Genomic DNA, 24,776 nt, shown 5'->3' on the forward strand with positions numbered 1-24,776 from the left:
GAGGGAGTGAGCCAATGTTAGTAACATTATTTACTTCACCAAGTTGTACTTCATGTCGAAAAGCAAAAGCATGGTTAGAGGAACATGATATCCCATATACAGAACGCAACATTTTTTCCGAGCCACTTACAATTAGTGAAATCAAAGAGATTTTACGAATGACAGAAGATGGTACCGATGAAATTATCTCGACGCGTTCGAAAATTTTCCAAAAGTTGAATGTTGATGTTGAAACATTGCCATTACAGCGATTATATGAGCTTATTCAGGAATATCCAGGATTATTACGCCGTCCGATTATTTTAGATGAAAAACGTCTGCAAGTCGGTTATAACGAAGATGAAATTCGTCGATTCCTGCCTCGTAAAGTACGAGCATACCAGTTGCAAGAAGCCCAACGCATGGTTAACTAAATAGACCGCTCATGATGTTACGGATGCATATTGTGCAATTGTAGCATCTTTTTTTTATTTTAGAACATATTAGAAAGACACCTTAATTACTTGATTTAAATGGAGTGGTGCAATACAATTTCAATTATTCAAATAATTTATGCTGAATAATGTTTTTCCTTTTCATTTTAATCGATTCCATCATACAATAGAGTTATAGATACTTCTAATATTTAAAAGTATCTCAGTTCCGATGCAATAGAACGCCATATTGTATGCCACTTGGAAATAAAGCGACGTTCTATACAATGACTGTGAAGGGGGTTGAGGTCTAATGGACATCGAACGCATTAATGAAAATACGCTAAAATTATTTATTACGTATAGTGATATCGAGGACCGTGGTTATACTCGTGAAGAAATATGGTACAATCGCGCAAAAGGTGAAGAGCTTTTCTGGGATATCATTGGTGAAATAAATACAGATGATTATTTCGATTTAGATGGTCCAATTTGGATTCATATTAACGCTTCAGAAAGTGGATTGGAAGTCGTTGTTACACGCGCGTCTGTAGGTAATGACTCCGAAACTTCTTCAATGACAGGCAACTTTGAAGATGACCTTCATATATCAGATCAATTAAATGAAATGGAAGAATCGATCTTCAATGCGATTGGCAAAGCTGCAAAAGAAGAAGAACAATCGCTTGAAAATGCCCGATTCCGATTTAAAGATATTGACGAACTAGTACCTCTTGCAAAACGCGCAGCACCATTAGGAATAGAGTCTGTGTTGTATAAATGGGAAGATTATTACTATTTATATGTAGATTTAAAAGATTTGGAAAGCGAGGAAGCGAGAAATATCATCGCTTTATGTACTGAATATTTAGCTGCTTCCAAAATTACAGCGCACCGACTTGAAGAGTACGGGGAAACAATCATTGCTGAAGACTGCTTCGAAACAATCATTACGTATTTTGATTAGGACAGCAGTTTACGAAAGCCACCTGATTTCAGGTGGCTTTTTTGTGTTTGTGCTGTGGGATATCTGGTTGGTGGAAGTAGAATATAGAGGGGCAAAAGTAGAATATGGTTGAGGAAAGTGGAATATAGTGCGTGTGAAGCAGAACAGAGCATCGAGAAAGTAGAACCTTGTGACGGAAAAGTGGAAAGTTCGTCTATAAAAGGGAACGGCAAGCAATAAAAGTAGAAATCCTTTGAAAAAACCAGTTTCCAATAGTTACTATTTATAAGTTGAAATTGAATTTTCAGTTCATTAAGATGGATAAAAAAGGGGGGGAGCGAATGCTGGTCGCTTTGACGGAACAACAGCAATTATTCTATTTAACGTCGAAACTGCCGCCGGATGAGTTACAAAGATTAAAAAAGCAGCAATCCTTTTTTTGTCCTCAATGTAAAGAACAGCTTCTGTTAAAGGCTGGTCAAATAAAAATCCCGCACTTTGCCCATCAAAAAAATAGTGAATGTGATTCTTTGTTTTCAGAAGGGGAATCTGCCGCGCATCTCCTCGGGAAACAACACCTCTTTCAACTTTTTACAAGCCTTCTGCTACGTCCCGTTCTTGAACCGTATTTACCACAGCTTCAACAAAGACCAGATCTTCTCATTGCATTTAATGATCACCAATATGCTATTGAGTTTCAATGCAGCCCAATCGCGCATCCATCTTTTCAACTGCGTACAACCGGCTATTTAAATGCTGAAATCATACCGATCTGGATATTGCACACTCCCGAAAAATTCAAAAGTCCCGGTATCGTAAAAATTTCAATTAATCATACAAACGCGCAGTTTATGAAACAGTATAAAAAGCAGAAATACCTCATCACCTACGATGAGAAAAGTAAAACTTTCTACTATATAAGCAATTTAATCCATCTTCATAAATTGCAGTATTTCACTGTCGTTAAGCCATTGCCCCTCAGCCAACAACGTTTTCCGCTTTTAGCTCCAGAGAAAATATCAAAATCACAATTTCATCTGCTGCTAAAAAAATACAGGAGTTATCGGGAGTACTATATCCATAACCGTCTACTATTGAGTAAAAAAGGAGTTAACGATCGATTTTTTCGAGCCATTTATGAATTAAGGCTAACTATGACGAATTTACCGATTTTTTTAGGGATTCCTGTCTGCAATACGCATGCTTTTAACCGATTCTGTATAGAATGGCAAGTAGGGCTTTTTCATTTTATGAACGCCCATGCGCTCACACCTAAAACGATGAATGTGAAAGCGATTCCTTACTTTTTCAAATGGAGTCAATTGGAGCTGACGAATGAGCGGAAAACAGCGGTGGAACATTATTTAACAATTTTAAGACATCTTAAAATTGAGCAACTGGATGAAAATATAGCCGAAGAACAACTTTTTAATATTCTATACGACGAATTGGTTGCAATTGGATGTTGAAATTGTTTAAATAGATTTATAATTTCGAATATCGGAATAGTAGGAGGCAAATAAATGGCAAAGCAAATTTTAACGCGTGAAGAAGTACCGGAGCAATTAACATGGGATTTAACATCAATCTTTGAATCGGATGAAGCGTGGGAAGCTGAACTGAAGGAAGTTGAGCAATTATCAAAACAAGCTTCAAATTATAAAGGAAAAGTAGCGGATAGTGCGGAAAGCTTATACAACACTTTGCAATTTAGCGATGCATTATACGAGCGTTTACACAAATTGTACGTATATTCACATTTAAAACATGACCAGGATACTACGAACAGTAAATATCAAGATCTGGATGGTCGTGTGCGATCTGTTCTCACAAACGTAGGGGCAGCGTGGTCATTTATTACGCCTGAAATTTTAGCTTTGGATGAAGCAACATTAAACAGCTATGTGGAAAGTTATGAACCACTTTCATTATATGAACAAAGCTTAAAAGAACTTAACTTAGGCCGTCCTCATATCCTATCAGCTGAAAAAGAAGAATTACTTGCTCAATTTTCGGAAGTGACATCGACAGCCGGCAAAACGTTCAGCGCATTAAACAATGCTGATTTAGAATTCCCGAAAATTAAAGGGGAAGACGGCGAAGAAGTACAAATTACGCACGGTAACTACATTACAATGCTTGAAAGCGACAATCGCGAAGTACGTGAGGCAGCATTTAAAGCCGTTTACAAAACTTATGGTCAATATAAAAATACATTTGCGACTACATTAGCAGGTAATGTAAAAGCACATAATGTAAATGCAAAAGTTCGTAATTACAATTCCGCTCGTCATGCAGCACTTAGCAATAACTTCATTCCTGAAAAAGTGTATGACCAGCTTGTTTCAACAATCCATGATTACTTACCGGCATTACACCGTTATGTAGAGCTTCGCAAAAAAGTACTTGGTGTAGATGAGCTGCATATGTACGATCTATTTACGCCGCTTGTTAAAGAAGTGAAAATGGAAGTAACATATGACGAAGCAAAGAAAACGATGGTAGAAAGTTTCGCACCACTTGGTAAAGAATATCAGGAAATCGTCGAAAAAGGTTTGGAAAGCCGTTGGGTAGACGTGCTAGAAAACAAAGGGAAACGCAGCGGTGCCTATTCTTCGGGAACATTCGGTACAAATCCGTATGTCTTAATGAACTGGCAAAATAATGTGAATAACCTTTATACATTGGCACATGAATTCGGCCACTCGATGCACAGTTATTATTCACGTGCCAACCAGCCATATCAATATTCAGATTACTCGATTTTCGTTGCAGAAGTAGCTTCAACATGTAACGAAGAACTATTATTTGATCATCTAATGAAAACATTAGATGATGATAAACAGAAAATCTATTTATTAAATCAATGGCTGGATGGTTTCCGCGGTACGGTATTCCGTCAAACAATGTTCGCTGAGTTTGAGCATATGATTCATGAATTGGATGCAAAAGGCGAATCGATTACATCGGAAAAATTAACATCGATTTATTACGATCTAAACAAACAATACTTTGGTGATGCAATGACAGTTGACGAGGAAATTGGTCTGGAATGGGCACGTATTCCACACTTCTACTACAACTATTACGTATATCAATACGCAACAGGTCAATCAGCGGCAACAGCATTATCTAAACAAATTTTAGAAGAAGGCGAACCGGCAGTTGAGCGTTATATTAACAATTTCCTAAAAGCAGGCTGCTCGGACTTCCCAATCGAAGTATTAAAAGCTGCGGGTGTAGATATGGAATCTCCGGAACCAATTGCATTGGCATGTCAAGTATTCGAAGAGAAGCTAGAAGAGCTTGAAAAATTATTATTAAATAATTAATAGTTTGTGAAAACGCATCTGTTTCAGGTGCGTTTTTTGCTTGAAAAAATGGAAATTTACTTATTAGATGATGAATTTGATGAAAAAAGATTGCGGTTAATATTAAGGGGAAAGGGTTTAGAAATGTTGATATATCGGCGTTTGAGGCGAGGTGTTGACTACATATTTATGACATTTTGTTTTAAACCACTTTTCTTTGAATGGAAACGCTTACTATATGACGAATTTGTGAAATTGTGAAAGATACATTGCAAGAAATATTATTCCATGATAGAGTAATACTCGTGAAATAAATCACATAACAAACATACACCCCTTTGTTTGAACGTGAACATTTCTCCCATCCCCTTTGTGAAAAAGAGGCGTCTTATTTCTCGAGAATAAGGCGCCTCTTTTGTTTTATTCTTCTATCTAATTCGTGCTCTCGGGTTAAAGGGGAAAGGGAGTTCTACTTAATCAGACCAGTGTTCCACATTTCAATGAAAAGTTTCTACATACGAGGGGAAATATTCAACTTTCACCTCAAAAGAATCTACTTTCCCAATTGAATTGGCGAATAAAGAGAGAACGTTCTACTTAATCAGGCAAGTGTTCCTCATCTCACTCGAAACTTTCCACATTCCAAGGCAAACGTTCTAATTTAATCCTAAAAAATGCCACTTTTCCAATCCGAACGGCGAATAAAACAAGCGCTACTGCACTTCATCCAAAAACGCTTCTGAATCCCTCACAACAGCTTTTAAACTCTCCCTAACTGGATGCTAGCAAGTTCTTCATTCACAGCCGTATAAACGAGCACAGGGGCAAATTTACCTATATCTATTCTTACAACCCTAAAAGAATTCACTTACCTTATTCCTTCTTCGCACAACTTCCGGAAAACAAAAAACCAGCCCTGCATGAATGCATAGCTGGTCAAAATATTGTATAAGTGCGTTTTATAAATTATTTAGTAGGTCGTGCGTTCTTTTGCACGCCAAAGTGTAATTTCGTCAGTCATGATGCGTTCTACTTTTTGCTGAAGCATGCGTTTCTTTAATTCACGTTCTGCCAGTTGTTCATTGATTGAGTAGATTTCGGCTACTTCAGCTGTTGTTAAGGTGCTGAATCGATCGAATAACTCATCTAATGCGGGAACCGGTTGGCGAATTAATTCTTCCCCAAGCAATTCTGCTAAAATATGCTCGTAAACTTCATAATTATAAGAACCGCTTACTTTCAGGCCTTCATCTTCAATGCATTCATTGAAAAATACGATGCTTGGAATTTCTTCAACTTCCATTTCACGTGTTAAGTATAAATCACATTGGAAGGCACGAGCTGCTTCTTTTGAACCAAAGTCGGACACGAACTCATCCATATCCAGGTTAACTTGCTGGGCGATTTCAATTAATGTCGCATGGGAATTGATATTGCGTGTATTAAGTGTCGCTACTTCTTGAACTTTGTTTAAATAGCGGAAACCTGCTCGCTTTCCTTGAAGTTCAGCCGCTTTAATTGCAATTGAAGGTAATGCTGGATGTGTAATATCCAATTCCGCTCCGGAAACACAGCCTTTCATCCGGCTCGTCATGCTGTTGAGAGCAGAGAGTTCCGTACTAAGGACATATCGACATGTAAAGTAATGACCATATTCTACTTGCAGTTTACGCATTGTCGTTTGAAGAGATAATGCTTTTTCGCAAAGGGGGTCAATAAAAATATAAAGCTCAATCGGTTTATTACATGTGGATGGTGCAACAGGTTGCTGTAAAAGTTGGATATTATTCACTCAAATCCCTCCTCATCATTTGGGGCGTTGACCATATGGTGAGCAGTCATTACGAGACGCTTATAGTAAACTTCACGGAATTTCCCGTCCAAGCCCACTTCGTCCATCGCCTCTGCCATACATTCAAGCCATGCCTGGGCACGATCGGGTGTAATTTTAAAATGCATATGTCTAGCACGCATCATTGGATGACCATGTTCTTCACTGAAAAGGTTAGGCCCTCCAAGATACTGCGTTTGGAATTGTATTTGTTTACGAATTGTTTCCGTCAGATCTTCAGGAAAAATAGGAATTAATAAAGGATGCTTCGCCACTCGAGAGTAGAACGCGTTAATTAATTCAGAAAGCTTTTCAGCACCGAGTTCCTCATAAGGAATCGTATATTTTCGATTCATTAGTTATACTCCTTTGTGTCTTTCTTTGCCAGTATATGAAATATGAATGTCATGTAAGTAATGTAAATTTCATTTAGGCGATACAATCATTCTAGCAACGTAGGGCCATTTTAACAAATAAAGTGCCCTGCCAAAAAATTTGAAGGGCAATCCACTTCTATTAAAAGTATGTTGGAATTGTTGATTTAATAGGTCCCCACATCAATTTTCCAGCAAATCCAAATTAGAGCATTTCAGGAGCATTTACAATTACATCTCAAAATTCCTTTTTGCTTTCGTCTTCCGATTTTCACTGGTTCCTGTAAAAAATTAAACACTCATATAGTTCATTATTTTTTTAACATAATTTTGAGTTTCTTGGAAAGGCGGAATGCCACCATATTTTTTAACATTTCCAGGACCGGCATTGTACGCAGCAAGGGCTGTTTCCACATTATTATCGAACTGGTCGAGCATTTGGCGTAAATATTTTGCACCACCCATAATATTTTGGGCAGGATCAAAGCGGTCAGAAACTCCTAAATAACGTGCTGTTGCAGGCATGAGCTGCATTAAACCGGATGCACCGGCAGCACTTGTTGCAGAGGCATTGAAATTCGACTCTTGTTTAATAACGGAAGTAATCAGTTTTTCGGGTAAATTGTATTTCTTTGCGGCAGCAGCAATTTCTGCTTCATAAGTCTCAGCACCGGCAAAGAAATTTGCTACGTCGGTCTTTCTTGTGAAATCCGTCATATACTGTTCAATTGTGGGTGCTTCACTACTTGCCGAAAGGGTATTGAATGTCCCCGGTAAATTTGTTAAGTTTGTAGAATTGTTCAATAAAAAGGATGCGATATAGTTTTGAGCAGCCGATTTTTGCTGCTGTGAATTAGAAGTTTGGTCGGAATCCGTTAACTGTTGGAAAGTGCTCACATCACCTAGGCCATTTAGCGAACTAGATAATGATTGTCCGTCTAAAATGTCGCTCATTAAATCGGAAAATAAAGTCGACGTAGATGATGACAATACACTTGAGCTTGACTGATTGGATGTATTTAAATTTTGAATTGCCTGAAGTTCAAGCAATGTTCTCATCGATGAAATATCCATCACAGCACCTAGCCTTTCTGATTGTTTAAAGCCATCATAAAGCGCACAATTTTCTTTTGCGCAGGCTGTGGCTCAATTGCATGATGTGCTAAAAATTCAGAGAAAATTTCTTTTCCTACTGCTTCATCATGTGTCTCATATTCTACCTCATAATCGTCGCAGTGCAAATAGAAAGAATGGTCAAACACGAGCAAACCGCCTTTGTATGGGATTTCTACCCGGTCGGTCGTCAATGATCCGTAACAGTGCAGCTCGCCTACCGGAATATTAAATAGCGCCAGTCTTTCGTTTACAGAATACGGGGGCACTCCTTCACCGGCCAGCATACGATCTGCTTCCTCACTTGTTAAGTAATCTGTCGTTTCTAAATGCTGGTGCTTGGAAGCTTTTTCTTTTAACGTAAATTCAATCGAATCTTCCACGACACGAATTCGAAGAGCACTGTGAATTTTTTTTAAATCGTTTTCTTTAGTATCAAAATAATGGTTAACCTGGCGAATAATTTGTTCGTTTTTTATGGAGAATGCTTCAAGAAGCTGTTCATACTGTCGTTTTGTTAGCATATTCTTAAATTCTATTTCAATTTGCTGTGTCATTGTCATCGTCCTTTTTGTTAATAGTTTTCAATTAAATTCAACGGCTTAAAGAAGTCAAACGTTTCTGCACCAATCGAGTGTCCTATGGTAAAATGTGAAGGGTAGATGAATCATCAATTTTATTATCGGACATTTTCCGGTTATGAAAAGAAAAAGGAGATTAATTCATTGCGAAACGTATATATAATTGAACATGTTGAAGTAGTACATAATGAAATCTATTTTATTTTAAATGAAAAGAAACAACTTAGCCAATTGCAATCGACAGGGCAAGTTATCGTCGATTCGGATAATGAGGCGTTTCTATATATCATAGAAGAAAATGAGGCATACAGTTATTTAAGCTTTTCAAAAAGTGTATGGCCGCAACTATTACAGCTGTTATTGGCAGAGCAGAAAGCATACTTGAAAGTGGAAGACGGTTTGCTGCCGCTACAACAATTTGCTGATGAATTACAAGGATTACTTTATAATATTGAAGGCAACAGCAACTATGGAGATCAATTTGTTGAAAATATCGAAAAGGCATTTGCCGAATTCTTAAATAAATAGCATTTAACTTAATTATTACAAGAAAAAGAATCATTTCACGCGATTTAGGTGTGAAATGTGTATTTCTCGTTCACAAGAAGTATAATTGTTTGAAACAACGTGTTGATGAAATAGTGTGACAGAAATGAACTATTTCTAGTTGGGGGGTTTTTAAATTGGGGCAGTGGGAAGTATTTTTGAGTCCATATCGACAAGCTGTGGATGAACTTAAAATTAAATTAAAAGGGATGCGTTCGCAATTTGGTATTATGAGTGCCAATTCGCCGATTGAATTTGTTACAGGTCGTGTAAAACCACTTGCTAGTATATATGACAAATCGCTTGATAAAGAGATACCATTCGAACCGACTGCGCGTTTAGGAAATGAATTGCAAGATATCGCCGGTGTACGGATTATGTGTCAGTTCGTTGATGATATTGCAACAGTAACCGAGCTAATCCGTCAGCGTAATGATATGAAAGTGATCGAGGAAAAAGATTACATTACACATAGTAAACCGAGCGGATATCGCTCACACCATATGATTATTGAATATCCGGTAGAAACGATTCAAGGTCGCATCGTTGTCGTGGCAGAAATTCAAATTCGTACATTGGCGATGAACTTCTGGGCATCAATTGAGCATTCCATGAACTACAAGTATAAAGGGATTTTCCCGGAAGAAATAAAAAATCGATTGCAAAGCGCAGCCGAAGCAGCATTTCGTTTAGATGAGGAAATGTCCTCAATTAGAAGTGAAATTCAAGAGGCACAGGCATATTTCAGTGAAATAAAAGAAGCAACGAATACAGCTATCCATAAGTCAACTGACAAAGAGGAGCGTGACAACTAATGAAGTTTTCAATACAATCACGCAGAGATGACCAATCAAATGAATTGATGGAGCTCGCAAAATCTTATTTAATTGATTTCGGTTTACAATTTGATGAACAAGAGCCGGAAATTGTTCTTTCGATTGGTGGCGATGGGACATTATTGCATGCGTTCCACCGCTATTTGCACCGTTTGGATAAAACAGCTTTTGTCGGCATCCACACAGGACACTTAGGCTTTTATGCCGATTGGAAACCTTCAGAGCTAGAAAAGTTAGTATTATCGATTGCCAAAAAGGAATACAATGTCGTGGAATACCCGTTATTGGAAGTTCAGGTTCATCGCCTGCATTCCGACTCCAGTACGTTTCTTGCGCTGAATGAAGCAACGATTAAATCACCGGACGTAACGCTTGTGATGGATGTGGAACTGAACGGTGAGCATTTTGAGCGTTTCCGTGGAGACGGTTTATGTATTTCAACACCGTCAGGCAGTACAGCATACAATAAAGCATTAGGCGGCGCGATTATTCATCCGACATTGCAGGCCTTGCAAATAACAGAAATGGCATCGATCAATAACCGCGTTTTCCGGACGGTCGGATCTTCTTTAGTATTGCCGGCACACCATAACTGTGTATTAAAACCCGTACATGAGCAGCAATTTAATATGACGGTCGATCATATTAGCATGACGGAAACCGATGTAAAATCGATTACTTTTAATGTGGCAAATGAAAAAGTGCGGTTTGCACGTTTCAGACCATTCCCGTTTTGGGAACGTGTGCACGATTCATTTATCTCGAATGAATAGAATGAGGGTATATGGATAAACGATTTCAATTACAATTTACGAATAAGGTTGATCAAGAGCTTTTGCGTGATGCAATTGCTCAATGGGGCATTTCAAAGCGTGCATTGACTGCTATCAAATTTGATGGTGGGGCAATTTTGGTTAACGGCGAAGAAAGAAATGTACGGCACCGGCTGGCAGAAGGCGATGATGTGACGATTATTTTCCCGGTAGAAGAAGCAAGTGAAGGGCTGATTCCCGTACAAGGAGAATTAGCGGTTGTGTACGAAGATGAGGCAGTGCTTCTTGTCGACAAACCGGCCTTTATGAGCTCAATTCCTTCCCGGGAACACCCCAATAATACGCTTGCAAACCTTGTATATGGCTATTTTGAACAGCAGCAGCATGCTTCAACTGTTCATATTGTGACAAGGCTTGACCGTGATACGTCCGGGTTGATGCTTATAGCGAAGCACCGTCATATCCATCATTTAATGAGTGAACAGCAAAAAAAGGGACAAATTCACCGCGAATATGAAGCAGTTGCAGAAGGCATCATTGTACAAGATCAGCAATCCATCATCGCTCCGATTGGACGGAAAGATACGAGCATTATTGAACGTGAAGTCCGGCCAGACGGGCAATTCGCACATACGGATGTGACTGTGCTGACTCGTAAAAATAACATGACACATATTCGTCTGAAGCTTCATACTGGAAGAACCCATCAAATACGTGTTCATATGGCTTATATTGGCCACCCATTAGTGGGGGATGAATTATATGGGGGTACTCATACATTCATTGATCGTCAGGCACTCCATTGCCGCTACATTGAATTTGAACATCCGTTAACGAAAGAAAGAGTGCACTTTGAAAGCAAGTTGCCAGAAGAGATTTCTACATTGATTTACTAATGTAAGATGCCAAGATTTCATTGGCATCTTTTATTTTTGGGGAAAATGGGAATATACTGTTGAGAAGGAATTTGTGTTAGTCATTGGTCAATTTTTGTATATACAAAAAAATAATGATAAAACGTAATTAGCCTTGACGAGAGATATGAATTAATCATAAAATAACTCGTTATGAAATGTTGAAAGGAGGGGGCAAGCATGATAGAGGAAAAAAATGATGAAGTCCAGTACGATGAAGCGTTTTTGCGAATGCTGCTTGATGAAGAAAATATCGAGTCGTTCCGTGAACATTTCCTAGTACTCCATCCATATGATCAAGCACAGTTTTATGAAGAGGTGGGCCCGGACATACGACAGATTATTTATCGTTACTTGTCTCCTCAAGAAATGGCAATTATTTTTGAAACAACTGAAATTGAAGATGATGAATATAAAACTTACTTAGATGAGATGGATCCATCATACGGTGCAGCGATGTTCGGCTTCATGTATACCGACAATGCGGTAGATATTCTGAATGAATTGGATACCGAACAACGGGAAAATTACTTGGAAATGATGGATGAAGAAACGGTCGATGAAATTAATGAGCTTTTAGGCTATGAAGAATATACTGCCGGCGCCATTATGACGACGGAATATGTATCGGTAGTAGAAAGTGCAACGGTTCGTGAGGCAATGCGTGTACTGCGTCAGGAAGCCCAAACAGCCGAAACGATTTACTATATTTTTGTCGTGGATCAGGCACATCGACTACTCGGTGTCATGTCTTTAAGGGAACTGATTGTTGCTGAAGGTGATTTATATATTCGCGACATTATGAGCGAACGTGTCGTATCGGTAAAAGTAACGGATGACCAGGAAAATGTCGCAAACTTAATAAAGGACTATGACTTATTGGCAATTCCAGTTGTTAACGAGAACCGTGAACTTCAAGGGATTATTACAGTCGATGATATTATCGACGTTATTGAAGAAGAAGCAGAGGACGACTATTCCAAGCTGGCAGGTATTGCAGATATGGATGATAATGATGCGGGTCCATTACGTGCAGCGGGCAAGCGTTTGCCATGGCTCATTATTTTACTGTTCTTAGGAATGCTGACATCAGGACTTATGGGGATTTTTGAAGCAACGCTCGATAAAGTCGCCTTGCTAGCAACATTTATACCGCTTATTTCCGGTACATCCGGTAATAGTGGAACCCAGGCATTGGCTGTAGCGGTGCGAGGGATTGCAACAGGGGATATTGGCGGGAAAAGTAAATTCAGGCTGATCGTTCGGGAATTAAGTACAGGACTTATTATGGGAATTGTAAGTGGTGCTATTGTTGTCGGAATCATTTTCTTCTGGAAAGGTACATTAATGATCGGACTGCTCGTCGGAGCAGCAATTTGCTGCTCGATTATTGTCGCAACACTTGCTGGATCGTTCATTCCGATTTTAATGCATAAGCTGGGTGTTGACCCTGCCGTCGCATCAGGACCTTTTATCACAACATTGAATGATGTTACAAGTATTATTATTTATCTTGGCCTTGCAACGACGTTTATTAGCCGGATTCTGTAAGGAACGATTTGAAAAGACTTTGCATATTGTATGAAAAAGGATGTGGAATGTGGAAATTCACCCATTACTTTTTATTGCAAGTCCTGTTTATATACAAGAAAAGCGGGTCGAAGTAGAAGAAGAAAGTACATCAATTTATGTACGTCCTGCAACTGAAAAAATAGAAAATGCGCTTATTGCCCGACAGCTCCATTATTTTTCGAAGCCGACGAAAGAGCCAAGGGTATTGGTGTTTATTTTGAAATCTGGCGAAAAAATACACGGATCAATCGATAAAATCAGTGGTAGTCAAGTATTGTTGAATTGCTATGATACGAAACGCTGGATTAAAGCTAATGAGATTGTGTTAATTCATCATACTTTATAAAAAAGAGGAGCCACGTTAATGGCTCCTCTTTTTTAGTACGTTTCATAGAAAATACACCATCTCGCGCTATATGCGCGAGATGTGTTTTTCCTGTGAATTAGTCACAAATGCCAAGGTCTACGTCATCGATACATTGAACAGCACAGAAGCAATCTAAATCAACTGTGATACAGCTATCTGAAGCTTCAAATTGTGTTACTTTACATACTTGACGGAAATCAATAGCAGTTCCGTAGTCGTTTAGTAAATCAACTGTATGCCCATTGTCATCTTGCGGTATAAGAACACGTAGTGTTGCACAGCAGCCATCAAATACATCTTCAACACGGAAATAAATTGATACACAATGACAAGAGCCATTTGGTGTATTGAATGTAGCGAAGAATGGTGATCCATCCTTGTTCAATAATGTAAATACACGTGTGTCAACATTTGATCGCGCCGGGCTAACGATTCCACCAAGCGGCTCTAAGAAACAGTTTGTTGTACAACGGTTACATTCATCCTGTACTGCTGCATTTTGAATTTCTAAAATTGCACGAACAACCTCACAGACACAACCACGTGAGTGATGATGTTCACCTGCTCCACCTACATCATTATTACCTCTTCCACAACCCATAATTTTTCACCTCCGGTATTCTTAACTCTTACTAATAATATGAATCGGTTGTCAAAGGAATCGGGCGAATGAACAGGTTTCCCCAAACTTCTATGCAAGGTGAATAATTCAAAATACGGACGGTTATACTTGGAGAAAAATGGACAAAAGGGGGACTATTATGCGGAAGGCATTCATGGCATTGAGTTTGCTTTTTATTCTTGCAGGCTGCAATGATCGAGAGAAAGTTGCAACGTATTCAATGACAGATAATGTACAAAATCAGCAGGAAGTAGAAAAGCTTTTAAAAGAAGATGATGCAATAGAACAGGCTAATCTTTTAGTATTTGAAGATGAATTATTTGTCGCTATGCAATTAAAACCATTTAAAAAATGGAATCGCGAAAAAATTGAAAAAGATTGGAAAAAAAAGTTGGAAGATAAATTTTCCGATAGTAAAGTCAACGTTTCATCAGATTTTAAAATGTTCTGGGAATCGACCAAATTAATGGAGGAAAATAACCAGAAAAAAATGCTGAAAGAATTGCATGAGCTTAAAAAGCTTGCTAAGGAGGAAACGTAACTTGAAAGAGCAACAATACAATACGTTAAAAGAACAAATTTCACCGAAAACACCTCTTGCCATTAATTGTCTAAAAGCATTTGTTGTTGGCGGTATTATTTGTTGTGTAGGACAGGCTATTTCCTTTTTTTATATGATGTTTTTTGATTTTACGGAAAAAACTGTAGGCAATCCAACAGTGGCAACAATGGTATTTCTCGCCATGCTCCTGACAGGGTTAGGACTATATCGAAAACTTGGCCAATTTGCCGGAGCTGGTAGTGCCGTTCCCGTAACGGGGTTCGGTAATGCTGTTGTTTCTTCAGCTATTGAAGGGAAATCGGAAGGATTTGTATTAGGTGTCGGGAGTAATATGTTCAAACTTGCAGGTGCGGTTATTTTGTTTGGGGTCGTTTCGGCCTTTTTTGTGACATTGGTTAAATTAATTCTGGTATCGGTAGGTGTCGTTTCGTGGTAATAGTTTTTAAGTCAAAGCCATCCATTCTTTCTTCTGGTGTTGTAGTAGGACCTTTGGAAAAGCGGAGTGTCTTTCAAACGTATTTTGACAAAATATCGACCGACGAACGGTGGCAAAAAGATTCGAATGAAAAAGGAAATGCCATGCTTATTTCTGAAGCATGTCAAATCATTTTGAAAAAGTCGAACTTAAACAATTTGGATGTTGATTATTTATTGGGCGGGGACTTAGTTAATCAAATGACGCCTACAAACTTTGCCGCACGGGAACTGGCGATTTCGTTTATCGGTCTATTTTCTGCCTGTGCAACATCGGTTTCTTCTATAGTTATTGCTTCATTATTGACAGAACTGGGTGCAAGTGAGTTTTCCATTGCCGGTGCATCTAGTCAGCACAACTCGGTCGAGCGCCAGTTTCGCTATCCGGTAGATTATGGAGGTCAAAAGCCTGCAACTGCTCAGTGGACCGTAACAGCAGCAGGATTTGTATTGGTTGGCAAACATCAGCCGAAGCTTCCGTATGTAGAAGCCGCAACAATCGGAAAAGTAATTGATTACGGAGCAACAGATCCATTTCATATGGGTGGAGCAATGGCACCAGCAGCATTTGATACGATTCAGGCACATTTAAAAAAACGTTCACAAACGGTTCAGGATTACGATGTCATTATGACTGGTGATTTAGGGAAAATTGGATTAAAAATTTTAATTGCGATGTTTGCCCAAAGTGGTGTAAAAAAAGAAGATTTATCAAGATTCCGTGATGCCGGGGCTGAATTTTACGGAGAAGATACAGCATTTTTGGCAGGAGCGAGTGGGGCAGGTTGTTCTGCAGCAGTATATAGCGGCTATATGATGGAACAATTTAAAACTGGTCGTTACAAACGCGTATTATTGGTGGCGACAGGAGCACTTTTATCGCCGCTTTCTTTTCAACAAGGTGAGTCAATTCCGTGCACAGCACATGCAATTGAAATCGGGATGGGGTGATTACAATCGGCTTTACATTTTTAGTGGCATTTGTCGTAGGTGGATTAATTTGTGTAATTGGTCAGTTATTATTGGATGTAGGAAAGCTGACACCTGGTCATACATTGTCCATTTTAGTAGTAGTAGGGGCAATTTTAGATGGACTTAATTTATATGAACCCTTAATAAGTTTCGCTGGGGCCGGTGCGACAATTCCGATTACTTCGTTTGGGAACTCATTGACACATGGTGCAATGGCTGAAGTTGAAAAACATGGCTGGATTGGTCTGTTGACAGGTATGTTCGAGGTGACGAGCTCCGGAATTAGCGCAGCAATATTGTTTGGCTTTATCGCGGCAGTAATATTTAAGCCTAAAGGAAAAGTAGATTAGACGAATACCCTCCTTTTTTTTGAGTGTTTGCATACACTACAAAATAGAAAGGGGGGTATAAGTATGTCTGGATATGGTTGGCAGCAACAAGGTTGGCAACAAGGTGGTTGCGATTATGGTTCCTCAGGCTATGGCGGGGGTAATAACAGTAGTACATTCGTATTGATCGTTGTACTATTTATTTTACTTATCATCGTTGGTAGCGTATTTATTTAAGGGAGGTAAGCAAACAGTATGGATCGTTCGTTTTTTAAAAAAGTGGAGCGCAAAACCGGCGTTGATTTCGATGAAATTATGACTCTTGCCAATGCATTGACGTATGCAGATTTCTCGGATGAAAAACAAGTTCGGAAAATCGTGAAAAAGGTGAGCCGCCTTGCAAATAAACCGATTACGAGTGAACTTGAAGACAAAATTGTCCAATCAATCATTCAAGACGGTAAATCTTTGGATTTTTCAAAAATCGAGAAAATGATGAAGTAAATCGGAACGTTAAAAGTGGCGTAATAATACGAAAAACATCCATTTTCTCCGGCGGAAAATGGATGTTTTTCTCCTTTTATGAGTTTTAAAGAATTAGATTTTCTTTTCCATAGCGCGATGTGGAATCCCTGCATCCATAAATTCCGGAGAAGTGACAGTGTAGTCCAGCTTTTCATAGAAAGGAATTGCATAGCTTTGGGCATTCAACTTAAGCTTTTCAAACGCAGCTTTTTTTGCATATTGTTCAACAGCTTCCATAATTAATGCGCCAAGTCGTTTACCGCGATAATTGTTCAATACGCAAACACGCTCAACTTTTCCGACTTTCGGTTCGACTTCCCGAAGACGTGCTGTAGCAATTGAATTTTCACCTTCATTTACTAAAAAATGAGTGGCTGTTTCATCGTATTCATCTAATTCCAAACTCAGTGGAACCCCTTGCTCTTTGACGAATACTTCTTTACGTAGTTCAAATGCACGTTCGCGGTCTTCGTCGGTTGTAACTAGTTTTACTTCAAACACGTATTACTCAGCTCCAGTCAATTTGTATGTTTCATAGGTTGTCCATGAGCCGTCTTCCAATTGGTAAAGCAAGTGGAAACGATCGATCGAATCTTTTTCATCTACTCCAACCATACGCAACTGGCCGTGAATATCATCATGCTCGGAAGCGCTCATTTTTTGTGCAATTGTAATATGTGGCACAAACACATGCTTTGGCGCACCAAAATTAATTTTTTCCTGAATTGACTTTTGAATATTTTCCAACTGTGGTGTTGGCTCAACACGGAAGTAAATGGCATTCGTCGTTGGATAAAATGAACTGATTCGTGAGGCGTGAATTTGTAAAGGTGCAAACCTTGATGCCACTTCCTGCAAATGCTTGGAGATTTCTCCGATTTCAGCTTCATCCGCATCAAACGCATCTTTGAGCGTAATATGAGGTGTGATTAAAGCATAGTGCGGGTCGTAGCGTTTGCGATAAGTGTTCGCTAAATCTTGTAATTTTTTAGATGGAAAAGCAACAATACCATATTTCAAATTCATTACCCCCTAAAAATTTTATAATATCATTTAGCACCGTGCTAAATGAAGGTAAGACGTCCTGTAAATGGCATAGATTTTATACAACTATTTATACTAACAAAAATCTAGATACAGCCACACCAAGGCGTAATTGTTATAAGTATAACAGAAAAATTTGTGAATAAACATTTCCAACCTACCGTATTATCCGAAAATTTCAATTAGTGCACGTTTTAAATCAGGTTTCCAATAAGTCCATGTATGATTTCCATTGAATTCTTCATAGAATGTATCAATACCATGTTGAACGAACAGTTGATGCAGCTCACGGTTCGGTGTTAAGAGATCTTTGACCGTGCCGTCCTTTAATGAAACCTGATCTTCCTGTAGACCGATAATATGGTACAACGAAAGAATATCGACGTTTTTCGCATCCTTAACTCCCTGCAATACAAGCTCATCTACATAAGGTGATTGTAAAATGGCTTTCCCGAAAATATTTGGATAATGGATTGCAGTCATTAATGAAATGGTTGCAGCCATAGAATCACCTATTAATGCACGTCCGCCGCCAACTTGTGTAGTTGAAAATTCGTCATCCAAATAAGGCACGAGCTCATGTGCCAAAAATCGCATATACGCTTCAAATTGATCCCCTGCTGGTGTATACTTTCGCTTACGATCTTCGTAATTTTTGTATGGCACACCAACAATGATTGTATTTTCGATTAGATAGCCATCAATCAGTTCATCAGCAAGGCGCGGAATGCCTCCTAGCTGAAAGTAATCTTTACCATCGGACGCAATTAGAATGTTATATTCGTATAATGGGGAATAATTTGCTGGAATATAAATTAATAACTCCAGCTCCTCGTTTAATGCATTGCTAAAAAAAGCAACGTCTTTTACTGTGCCTCTCTCCAATGTTGTCACCCCTGTATTTTGATGTATGTAAAATTGTATCATATAGGAAAATAAAGGTGTAATATATAGAAAGAAGACGGGAAATAAATACTTAAAATAAATAGAAGTGAGGATTTCTTATGCATAATAAAAATATTCGCGTACACTCTGACGAAGTGACAAAAGCTACTTATAACGCGTTGGAACGTCGTCATGTAACAATTGAAGATATTGCTGAAATCGTGTTTACGATGCAGTCACCATATAATGAAGGTTTAACGATCGAACACTGCATTCAATCGGTTGTTCGTGTATTAAATAAACGTGAAGTGCAACATGCTGTGCTAGTCGGAATTGAGCTTGATGAACTGGCAGAGAAAAGAATGCTGTCGGCACCGCTACAAGCAATTATCGAGGCTGATGAAGGGCTGTTTGGCGTTGATGAAACATTGGCATTGGGGTCAGTATTTACGTATGGAAGTATTGCCGTAACAACTTTCGGTCATTTGGATAAGCAAAAAATTGGAATCATTGAAAAGCTTGATACAAAAGCGGGCGAATCGGTAAATACATTTCTAGACGATCTAGTTGGAAGTATCGCGGCTTGTGCAGCATCTCGCCTGGCACACCGAATGCGTGATCTGGAAGAAGAAGGCGGAACATTTGCAGATATCCCACCGATCGTGCTAGGGCCAACCCCAAAGGCAAATAAAGAAATCTAAAAGAAGTAATTTAATAAAAAATTACAATCTTCGGTTTTTCAGGCTGAAGATTTTTTTATGTGTTCAATAATGATAAAATGGATTATACGTAATAGAAGAGAGGTACAGAATATGAGTGACAAAGATATTAAAACATTGATTACGAGTGGGACGATTATTTTAGCCGTTGTACTATATTTAATATTTAGTTAAGACTACAGTATGAATTGAACCGCCGTAGTTTATTTTATAGCAGGTTAAGAAAGCAGGATAGAGATTTGAAAAAGATAATTATGGCTTTGTTTTTTTCTGCACTACTAATAAGTGGATGTACAGAGGAAACGAATACAGCTACTACTAGTGAAACCAATACAATTCAAGGAATTGCAGCTTCTTCGAAAGAGACTGCAACAAAATATGATATAAGCGATTTCGAAGAGTACGAACTGCAGGACATCATTGACGGTGATACAATACGGATTAAATATAACGGCAGTTCAGAAAAAGTACGTCTGCTTCTTATAGACGCCCCGGAAACAAATCATGAAACATTAGGTGAACAACCGTTTGGACCTGAAGCAAAAGAGTTTCTAAAGCAGTTATTAGCTGGACAAGATTCTGTTTATGTCGAATTTGATGTAACGTACCGTGATAAATACAAACGTTTGCTAGCCTATATTTATACGAAAGAGGGCATTAGCGTTCAAGAACAATTATTGAAAAGCGGACTTGTGCGGGTAGCTTATATTTATGATCCAAATACGAAACATGTCGACTGGTTTAAATCCATTCAAAAAACGGCCCAACATAATGCGATCGGCATTTGGTCTATTGAGGATTATGTAACGAATCGAGGCTACGATAAAGAGGTATACTATGCTGCAGTAAACGATGAAAATAAATCTACTGTAGAAGAAGATAGATTGAACATGTCAGAAAATGACGCAAGTTGTAAAATTAAAGGAAATATAAATTCCAAAGGTAATAAGATTTACCATATGCCAGGACAGCGTGATTTTGAGAATACTGTAGCTGAAGAAATGTTCTGTACAGAAGAAGATGCCAAGGATGCGGGGTTTGTACCGGCAAAGCAGTAAAATGCTGCAAGGTTTAATTAAATAGTCGCAGAATATGTGAAAAGCGCTTCCCTGAAAGGGGGGGCGCTTTTCGTGTTTGAGCGTGAAGTTTATAAAGTGGAACATATACACGCCCCATCAATAACTACTACTAGATTTACATTAATATTCGGGACTTTTTTATATTATAAAGGGCAGTATAGATAGGAGAAAAAACAGAATTATCTTATTTTGTATACAAAATTGACAAAAATGTATACAAAATGATAATATGAAGTTGTTCCAGAGGAAGCTGGTTGGTAATAGCTATTCGAATCAAAAGTATAAAATCTATAAGAAATAACATAATAAAGAGAAGCCGATTAGTAAGATTAACTTTTCGCATTCAGGTAAATACTGGGAATGGTTTCAATCACTCTATTAGCAGCGACTTTTTAATAAATATCCTGAAAATATATAAGAGAGGTAAAAGATGAAAAATCCATATTTAAAAATGGGTACAGGCATTTACATGAGCTATTTATTACTTGGAATGGTGAATATTATTCTAGCATCTAATATGGGCTTTCTAACTGAACAAATGCATGTTGACCGGACAGATATTAGTTTACTAATATCCGTAATTGGCATTGGACATCTATTTACTGTCAATATTTCAGGGAAACTTTCTGATCGCTACGGGAGAAAACCATTAATACTGGTTGCAGCGGTTCTTTACGTTGTTTTTTTAGTTGGGATGCCCCTTACAAATTCATTTTCTATTGCAATAGGGCTTGCATTTATCGCAGGGACATGTAACTCATTATTAGACTCGGGATCATATCCGGCATTAAATGAGGCTTTTCCTAAGCGGGCAGGTAGCGCTACTGTATTAATCAAAGCCTTTGTATCAATAGGCGCAATACTTCTGCCTATGATGATTGCCTTATTTATTTCAAAGGATTTATTTTTTGGATACGCATTCTTTGTACCGGCAGCATTATTTTTAGTTGTGGCATTTATTGTTCTTAAATCTGCATTTCCCAAAAATAAGGAAGATGAATTCGATCATTATTTGGTCGATTATTCTGCAGTGAAAATACAATTTTCTATTAAGCCGAAATTCATGAAAGAAGGAGCAGCCTTGATTTTATTTGGCTTTACCTCTATATCTCTTTCAATGATTGTACAAACTTGGATGCCAACTTATGCCATAGAAGTCCTAGGTTATGGAGATATTGAAGCAGTGAGTCTGATAAGTTTCTTTAGTGCTGGTGGCTTACTATCCGTAATCCTATTAACTGTTTTTCTTAACCGTTGGATTAAACCGGTTACAGCGATGATCATATATCCGTTTATGGCAGCAGTTTTTCTAGTTCTCTTTTTAACAAATTCGACTCAAGGTTTAACCGCTTTTCTAATCTTCTTCTTAGGTTTATTTATGTCTGGAATATTCCAACTAGCAATGACTGTTATGGTTGAGCTATTCCCTGAAAACAAAGGAACAAGCGTGGCGTACGTCAGTGCAGCAGCAAGTGTAGCTTTTATGGTGATTCCCTACGGAACAGGATTATTAAGAGAGTACGTTAATATTACATCTGTATTTGTATTTGATTTCGTTCTCGCTCTAGTGAGTATTTTGCTTGCTACCTACATTTTTATAAAATACAAAAAAATTAAAGTTGTGCATTAGATTCTTCTTGAAATACGAGGAGAATATTCTTCTACAATCTCTCGGATTCGAGATATGTGAATTGGGAATATTTAGATCCAGCACAAATATTGAGGAGTGAAAACATGAAAAGCCCGTTTCTTAAAACATCTCTTGGGATGTATCTTAACTATTTCATGCTTGGGATGATTAATATTATTATCGCTTCAAACATGGACAACTTATCTGATCGATATGGCGTAACGATTGCACAAATCAGTTTACTTGTATCAGCTATTGGTATCGGTAAATTAGGGGCATTATTCTTCGTAGGACGTCTTTCGGATGGCTTAGGTCGTAAGCCAGTTATTATCACGGCTTGTTTCCTATATTTAGTATTCTTAATTGGTATTCCAACAACGACAAGTTATGTAATCGCATTCATTTTTGCAATTTCTGCAGGTATTGCGAACTCACTACTTGATTCAGGGACATATCCTGCGTTGACAGAATCCTTCCCGAAAAAAGCAAGTTCAGCTAACGTTTTAGTAAAAGCATCTGTTTCAATCGGTGCTACATTATTACCATTTATTTTAGCTGTATTAATTGCTAATGATATTTTCTGGGGCTGGGCATTCTTTGGCCTAGGTGCTCTATATTTAGTTAGCGGTATTTACTTAATGTTCATGCCATTCCCTGATCATAAAGCTGCACCAGCTAAAGATGAAAAAGGTGAAGCAACAGTTGAAACAAACTTTAAACAAGAGCCAAAAATCTTTGGTGAAGGTTTAGCCATTATTTTAATTGGTTTCACTTCAACGGCGTTATTCGTTGTTTGGCAAACATGGTTACCTAAACTGGGTACAGATTTCATTGGTTTAGAGTCCAGCCAGGCAGTTCAATTACTGTCTTACTTCAGTATCGGCGCACTTATATCGGTATTATTGCTTGCAATTGTGTTAGATAAATATATTTCACCAATTTTGGTCGCGATTATTTATCCAATTGGCGCTATCGTAGCGATGCTTTCACTATTTGTTGTGGAATCATACGGTCTTGTATTAGTAAGTACATTCCTACTTGGTCTATTCACATCGGGTATTTTCCAATTAGCGTTAAGTGTTATGATGAAGCTTTTCCCCAAAAATAAAGCAACGTTCTCAGCGTACGTTAATATCGCTGCAAGTTCAGCATTCATTTTAGTACCAATCATTACTAGTGCACTTGTAGACTCAGTTGGTATTTCGATGACACTTGTCTTTGATATTGTGATTGCTGTAATTAGTGTTATTTTAGCGGTTTATGTACTAAGTCGTTTAAATAAAGTCTTTGGTAAAACAGACAAAGCAACAGTGAAATAAAACATCTGAATTTATACAATAAAAGGAGCGTTTCGAATGACAAATGTAAATGAGAAAAAAATCGACGGTAAAACAAAATTAGTAGGATTACTTGCAACACCGATTGGCCATAGCCTATCACCACGTATGCATAACTTAGGTTATTCATTAAAAGGTTTAAACTATGCTTACCTTGCATTTGAAGTAGGTAACGAAGAATTAGAAGAAACAGTTAAAGGTTTCAAAGCGGCAGGTGTAGCAGGCTTCAACGTATCGATGCCTAACAAAATGAAAGTTCTTGATTATCTAGATGAATTAGATGATTCAGCTAAATATTCTCGTGCATCTAACACTGTAGTTAACCGCGATGGTAAATTAATCGGTTACAACACGGACGGTCTTGGTTATATCCGCAACTTAATCGAGCATGGTGTAGAGCTTAAAGGTCAAAAAGTTACCCTTGTGGGTTCTGGTGGCGCTGCAACTCCTATCGCTATTCAATTTGCTCAATCAGGTATCCGTGAAATTTCAATTTTCGCACGTAACGACCAATTCTTCGGACAAGCAGAAGAAAATGTGAACTACATTAACAATGAAATGAAAGAGTTTGGCGTAAAAGCGAACATTTTCCCATTGGAAGATAAAGAAGCATTCCGTCGTGAAGTTGCTGAATCTGCTATTTTAGCGAACGGTACAAGCCTTGGTATGAAACCGCTTGATCATTTATCGATTGTGGATGAAACGTTAGATGTGTTACGTAAAGATTTAGTTGTGACTGACGTAGTTTATAACCCGCAAAAATCAAAATTATTAACTCAAGCTGAAGAGGCAGGTTGTACAGTAATCAACGGTCTTGGTATGATGTTATGGCAAGGTGCTTTAGGCTTTAAATTATTCACTGGCGAAGATATGCCAATTGAAGAAATTAAAGAAATTATGTTTGGTGAACATAAATAATTACAATATTATTATATATTCATATCACACGCTCCTTTATATACGGTATGGATAATGAAATGTTTACAAATACTAAAACACTATATTCTATATAACAATTTAT

At 38.1% G+C, this 24,776-nt stretch carries 29 protein-coding genes; 21 read left to right on the plus strand and 8 right to left on the minus strand.

Features of this window, described 5'->3' with window-relative positions:
* The first annotated feature begins 14 nt into the window (after positions 1–14).
* From spxA to pepF, 4 genes are all read left to right on the plus strand, one after another.
* Positions 15–413 (plus strand): transcriptional regulator SpxA, encoded by a 399-nt coding sequence (gene spxA / locus MHH37_RS03820; RefSeq protein WP_008403575.1) that lies wholly within the window; start codon positions 15–17, stop codon positions 411–413.
* Between the two features lie 313 nt (positions 414–726).
* The gene (mecA, locus tag MHH37_RS03825) at positions 727–1,380 is read left to right on the plus strand and encodes an adaptor protein MecA (RefSeq protein WP_008403574.1); all 654 of its coding nucleotides are present in this window, start codon (positions 727–729) and stop codon (positions 1,378–1,380) included.
* 320 nt (positions 1,381–1,700) lie between these two features.
* Positions 1,701–2,828, plus strand: coding sequence for a competence protein CoiA family protein (locus MHH37_RS03830; protein WP_342575074.1), 1,128 nt, complete (start codon positions 1,701–1,703; stop codon positions 2,826–2,828).
* A 54-nt stretch (positions 2,829–2,882) separates the two neighbouring features.
* A complete protein-coding gene (gene pepF, locus MHH37_RS03835) occupies positions 2,883–4,691 on the plus strand; it encodes an oligoendopeptidase F (protein WP_014824613.1) in 1,809 nt (602 codons plus the stop codon).
* A gap of 949 nt (positions 4,692–5,640) precedes the next feature.
* Here pepF and MHH37_RS03840 read toward each other — a convergent pair.
* The 4 genes from MHH37_RS03840 to MHH37_RS03855 form a co-directional block, all read right to left on the minus strand.
* On the minus strand, positions 5,641–6,462 hold the full coding sequence (locus MHH37_RS03840; protein WP_008403571.1) for a DsbA family protein: 822 nt from the start codon (positions 6,460–6,462) through the stop codon (positions 5,641–5,643).
* Positions 6,459–6,857 carry a hypothetical protein gene (locus MHH37_RS03845; protein ID WP_008403570.1) on the minus strand — a complete coding sequence of 133 codons (399 nt, stop codon included), beginning with the start codon at positions 6,855–6,857 and terminating at the stop codon, positions 6,459–6,461. Before MHH37_RS03845 ends, MHH37_RS03840 begins: the two co-directional genes overlap by 4 nt.
* Before the next feature lie 309 nt (positions 6,858–7,166).
* Positions 7,167–7,934, minus strand: coding sequence for a lytic transglycosylase domain-containing protein (locus tag MHH37_RS03850; protein ID WP_342575076.1), 768 nt, complete (start codon positions 7,932–7,934; stop codon positions 7,167–7,169).
* Positions 7,935–7,957: 23 nt separating this feature from the next.
* Positions 7,958–8,545 (minus strand): CYTH domain-containing protein, encoded by a 588-nt coding sequence (locus MHH37_RS03855; protein ID WP_342575079.1) that lies wholly within the window; start codon positions 8,543–8,545, stop codon positions 7,958–7,960.
* A gap of 168 nt (positions 8,546–8,713) precedes the next feature.
* Here MHH37_RS03855 and MHH37_RS03860 point away from each other — a divergent pair, with 168 nt between their 5' ends.
* From MHH37_RS03860 to MHH37_RS03885, 6 genes are all read left to right on the plus strand, one after another.
* A complete protein-coding gene (locus tag MHH37_RS03860; protein WP_008403567.1) occupies positions 8,714–9,097 on the plus strand; it encodes a hypothetical protein in 384 nt (127 codons plus the stop codon).
* Positions 9,098–9,252: 155 nt separating this feature from the next.
* Positions 9,253–9,930 (plus strand): GTP pyrophosphokinase family protein, encoded by a 678-nt coding sequence (locus tag MHH37_RS03865; RefSeq protein ID WP_008403566.1) that lies wholly within the window; start codon positions 9,253–9,255, stop codon positions 9,928–9,930.
* A complete protein-coding gene (locus tag MHH37_RS03870; protein ID WP_008403565.1) occupies positions 9,930–10,724 on the plus strand; it encodes an NAD kinase in 795 nt (264 codons plus the stop codon). The genes MHH37_RS03865 and MHH37_RS03870 overlap by 1 nt, the downstream gene beginning before the upstream one ends.
* A gap of 11 nt (positions 10,725–10,735) precedes the next feature.
* Positions 10,736–11,620 (plus strand): RluA family pseudouridine synthase, encoded by an 885-nt coding sequence (locus MHH37_RS03875; protein ID WP_014824609.1) that lies wholly within the window; start codon positions 10,736–10,738, stop codon positions 11,618–11,620.
* 198 nt (positions 11,621–11,818) lie between these two features.
* Positions 11,819–13,189 carry a magnesium transporter gene (gene mgtE, locus MHH37_RS03880; protein ID WP_014824608.1) on the plus strand — a complete coding sequence of 457 codons (1,371 nt, stop codon included), beginning with the start codon at positions 11,819–11,821 and terminating at the stop codon, positions 13,187–13,189.
* Between the two features lie 40 nt (positions 13,190–13,229).
* Positions 13,230–13,556: a 4-diphosphocytidyl-2C-methyl-D-erythritol kinase gene (locus tag MHH37_RS03885; protein ID WP_318255096.1), complete on the plus strand. Its 327-nt coding sequence runs from the start codon at positions 13,230–13,232 to the stop codon at positions 13,554–13,556.
* Positions 13,557–13,653: 97 nt separating this feature from the next.
* Here the strand turns inward: MHH37_RS03885 and MHH37_RS03890 are convergent, their stop codons facing one another.
* Complete coding sequence (locus MHH37_RS03890; RefSeq protein WP_342575087.1) at positions 13,654–14,178, minus strand: CotY/CotZ family spore coat protein; 525 nt, start codon at positions 14,176–14,178, stop codon at positions 13,654–13,656.
* Positions 14,179–14,338: 160 nt separating this feature from the next.
* Here MHH37_RS03890 and MHH37_RS03895 point away from each other — a divergent pair, with 160 nt between their 5' ends.
* From MHH37_RS03895 to MHH37_RS03920, 6 genes are all read left to right on the plus strand, one after another.
* A complete protein-coding gene (locus MHH37_RS03895; RefSeq protein WP_008403560.1) occupies positions 14,339–14,740 on the plus strand; it encodes a YhcN/YlaJ family sporulation lipoprotein in 402 nt (133 codons plus the stop codon).
* A 1-nt stretch (position 14,741) separates the two neighbouring features.
* Positions 14,742–15,197, plus strand: coding sequence for a stage V sporulation protein AC (gene spoVAC, locus MHH37_RS03900; protein WP_342575089.1), 456 nt, complete (start codon positions 14,742–14,744; stop codon positions 15,195–15,197).
* Positions 15,191–16,186, plus strand: coding sequence for a stage V sporulation protein AD (locus MHH37_RS03905; protein WP_014824605.1), 996 nt, complete (start codon positions 15,191–15,193; stop codon positions 16,184–16,186). The genes spoVAC and MHH37_RS03905 overlap by 7 nt, the downstream gene beginning before the upstream one ends.
* Positions 16,183–16,557, plus strand: a complete 375-nt coding sequence (gene spoVAE, locus MHH37_RS03910; RefSeq protein ID WP_014824604.1) for a stage V sporulation protein AE — start codon at positions 16,183–16,185, stop codon at positions 16,555–16,557. Before MHH37_RS03905 ends, spoVAE begins: the two co-directional genes overlap by 4 nt.
* Positions 16,558–16,620: 63 nt before the next feature.
* Entirely contained in the window at positions 16,621–16,773 is a 153-nt protein-coding gene (locus MHH37_RS03915) for a YjcZ family sporulation protein (protein WP_008403556.1), read from the plus strand.
* An 18-nt stretch (positions 16,774–16,791) separates the two neighbouring features.
* Positions 16,792–17,040: a stage VI sporulation protein F gene (locus tag MHH37_RS03920; RefSeq protein ID WP_008403555.1), complete on the plus strand. Its 249-nt coding sequence runs from the start codon at positions 16,792–16,794 to the stop codon at positions 17,038–17,040.
* Positions 17,041–17,133: 93 nt separating this feature from the next.
* Here MHH37_RS03920 and MHH37_RS03925 read toward each other — a convergent pair whose 3' ends face one another.
* The 3 genes from MHH37_RS03925 to MHH37_RS03935 form a co-directional block, all read right to left on the minus strand.
* Positions 17,134–17,562 carry a GNAT family N-acetyltransferase gene (locus tag MHH37_RS03925; RefSeq protein WP_008403554.1) on the minus strand — a complete coding sequence of 143 codons (429 nt, stop codon included), beginning with the start codon at positions 17,560–17,562 and terminating at the stop codon, positions 17,134–17,136.
* A 3-nt stretch (positions 17,563–17,565) separates the two neighbouring features.
* On the minus strand, positions 17,566–18,081 hold the full coding sequence (locus MHH37_RS03930; RefSeq protein WP_008403553.1) for a YjcG family protein: 516 nt from the start codon (positions 18,079–18,081) through the stop codon (positions 17,566–17,568).
* 189 nt (positions 18,082–18,270) lie between these two features.
* Positions 18,271–18,990: an alpha/beta hydrolase-fold protein gene (locus tag MHH37_RS03935; RefSeq protein ID WP_065216510.1), complete on the minus strand. Its 720-nt coding sequence runs from the start codon at positions 18,988–18,990 to the stop codon at positions 18,271–18,273.
* A 119-nt stretch (positions 18,991–19,109) separates the two neighbouring features.
* On the opposite strand from MHH37_RS03935, the gene MHH37_RS03940 reads away from it, so the two are divergent.
* The 5 genes from MHH37_RS03940 (at position 19,110) to MHH37_RS03960 (ending at position 24,673) form a co-directional block, all read left to right on the plus strand.
* Entirely contained in the window at positions 19,110–19,691 is a 582-nt protein-coding gene (locus MHH37_RS03940; protein WP_342575093.1) for a phosphatidylglycerophosphatase A, read from the plus strand.
* A 257-nt stretch (positions 19,692–19,948) separates the two neighbouring features.
* A complete protein-coding gene (locus MHH37_RS03945; RefSeq protein ID WP_342575094.1) occupies positions 19,949–20,767 on the plus strand; it encodes a thermonuclease family protein in 819 nt (272 codons plus the stop codon).
* A gap of 451 nt (positions 20,768–21,218) precedes the next feature.
* A complete protein-coding gene (locus tag MHH37_RS03950) occupies positions 21,219–22,418 on the plus strand; it encodes an MFS transporter (RefSeq protein WP_342575095.1) in 1,200 nt (399 codons plus the stop codon).
* A 104-nt stretch (positions 22,419–22,522) separates the two neighbouring features.
* Positions 22,523–23,737 carry an MFS transporter gene (locus tag MHH37_RS03955; protein ID WP_342575096.1) on the plus strand — a complete coding sequence of 405 codons (1,215 nt, stop codon included), beginning with the start codon at positions 22,523–22,525 and terminating at the stop codon, positions 23,735–23,737.
* A 36-nt stretch (positions 23,738–23,773) separates the two neighbouring features.
* The gene (locus MHH37_RS03960; protein ID WP_087615557.1) at positions 23,774–24,673 is read left to right on the plus strand and encodes a quinate/shikimate dehydrogenase; all 900 of its coding nucleotides are present in this window, start codon (positions 23,774–23,776) and stop codon (positions 24,671–24,673) included.
* Positions 24,674–24,776: the final 103 nt, after the last annotated feature.

The organism is Solibacillus sp. FSL K6-1781 (assembly GCF_038630735.1).
GTDB classification, from domain to species: Bacteria; Bacillota; Bacilli; order Bacillales_A; family Planococcaceae; genus Solibacillus; species Solibacillus silvestris.

Excerpts from the sequence above, each read along its gene's own strand:
- spxA (WP_008403575.1), top strand. The coding sequence starts at position 15 with ATGTTAGTAACATTATTTACTTCACCAAGTTGTACTTCATGTCGAAAA.
- mecA (WP_008403574.1), top strand. The coding sequence starts at position 727 with ATGGACATCGAACGCATTAATGAAAATACGCTAAAATTATTTATTACG.
- MHH37_RS03830 (WP_342575074.1), top strand. The coding sequence starts at position 1,701 with ATGCTGGTCGCTTTGACGGAACAACAGCAATTATTCTATTTAACGTCG.
- pepF (WP_014824613.1), top strand. The coding sequence starts at position 2,883 with ATGGCAAAGCAAATTTTAACGCGTGAAGAAGTACCGGAGCAATTAACA.
- MHH37_RS03845 (WP_008403570.1), bottom strand. The coding sequence starts at position 6,857 with ATGAATCGAAAATATACGATTCCTTATGAGGAACTCGGTGCTGAAAAG.
- MHH37_RS03850 (WP_342575076.1), bottom strand. The coding sequence starts at position 7,934 with ATGAGAACATTGCTTGAACTTCAGGCAATTCAAAATTTAAATACATCC.
- MHH37_RS03855 (WP_342575079.1), bottom strand. The coding sequence starts at position 8,545 with ATGACACAGCAAATTGAAATAGAATTTAAGAATATGCTAACAAAACGA.
- MHH37_RS03870 (WP_008403565.1), top strand. The coding sequence starts at position 9,930 with ATGAAGTTTTCAATACAATCACGCAGAGATGACCAATCAAATGAATTG.
- MHH37_RS03875 (WP_014824609.1), top strand. The coding sequence starts at position 10,736 with ATGGATAAACGATTTCAATTACAATTTACGAATAAGGTTGATCAAGAG.
- mgtE (WP_014824608.1), top strand. The coding sequence starts at position 11,819 with ATGATAGAGGAAAAAAATGATGAAGTCCAGTACGATGAAGCGTTTTTG.
- MHH37_RS03885 (WP_318255096.1), top strand. The coding sequence starts at position 13,230 with ATGTGGAATGTGGAAATTCACCCATTACTTTTTATTGCAAGTCCTGTT.
- MHH37_RS03890 (WP_342575087.1), bottom strand. The coding sequence starts at position 14,178 with ATGGGTTGTGGAAGAGGTAATAATGATGTAGGTGGAGCAGGTGAACAT.
- MHH37_RS03895 (WP_008403560.1), top strand. The coding sequence starts at position 14,339 with ATGCGGAAGGCATTCATGGCATTGAGTTTGCTTTTTATTCTTGCAGGC.
- MHH37_RS03915 (WP_008403556.1), top strand. The coding sequence starts at position 16,621 with ATGTCTGGATATGGTTGGCAGCAACAAGGTTGGCAACAAGGTGGTTGC.
- MHH37_RS03920 (WP_008403555.1), top strand. The coding sequence starts at position 16,792 with ATGGATCGTTCGTTTTTTAAAAAAGTGGAGCGCAAAACCGGCGTTGAT.
- MHH37_RS03940 (WP_342575093.1), top strand. The coding sequence starts at position 19,110 with ATGCATAATAAAAATATTCGCGTACACTCTGACGAAGTGACAAAAGCT.
- MHH37_RS03950 (WP_342575095.1), top strand. The coding sequence starts at position 21,219 with ATGAAAAATCCATATTTAAAAATGGGTACAGGCATTTACATGAGCTAT.
- MHH37_RS03955 (WP_342575096.1), top strand. The coding sequence starts at position 22,523 with ATGAAAAGCCCGTTTCTTAAAACATCTCTTGGGATGTATCTTAACTAT.
- MHH37_RS03960 (WP_087615557.1), top strand. The coding sequence starts at position 23,774 with ATGACAAATGTAAATGAGAAAAAAATCGACGGTAAAACAAAATTAGTA.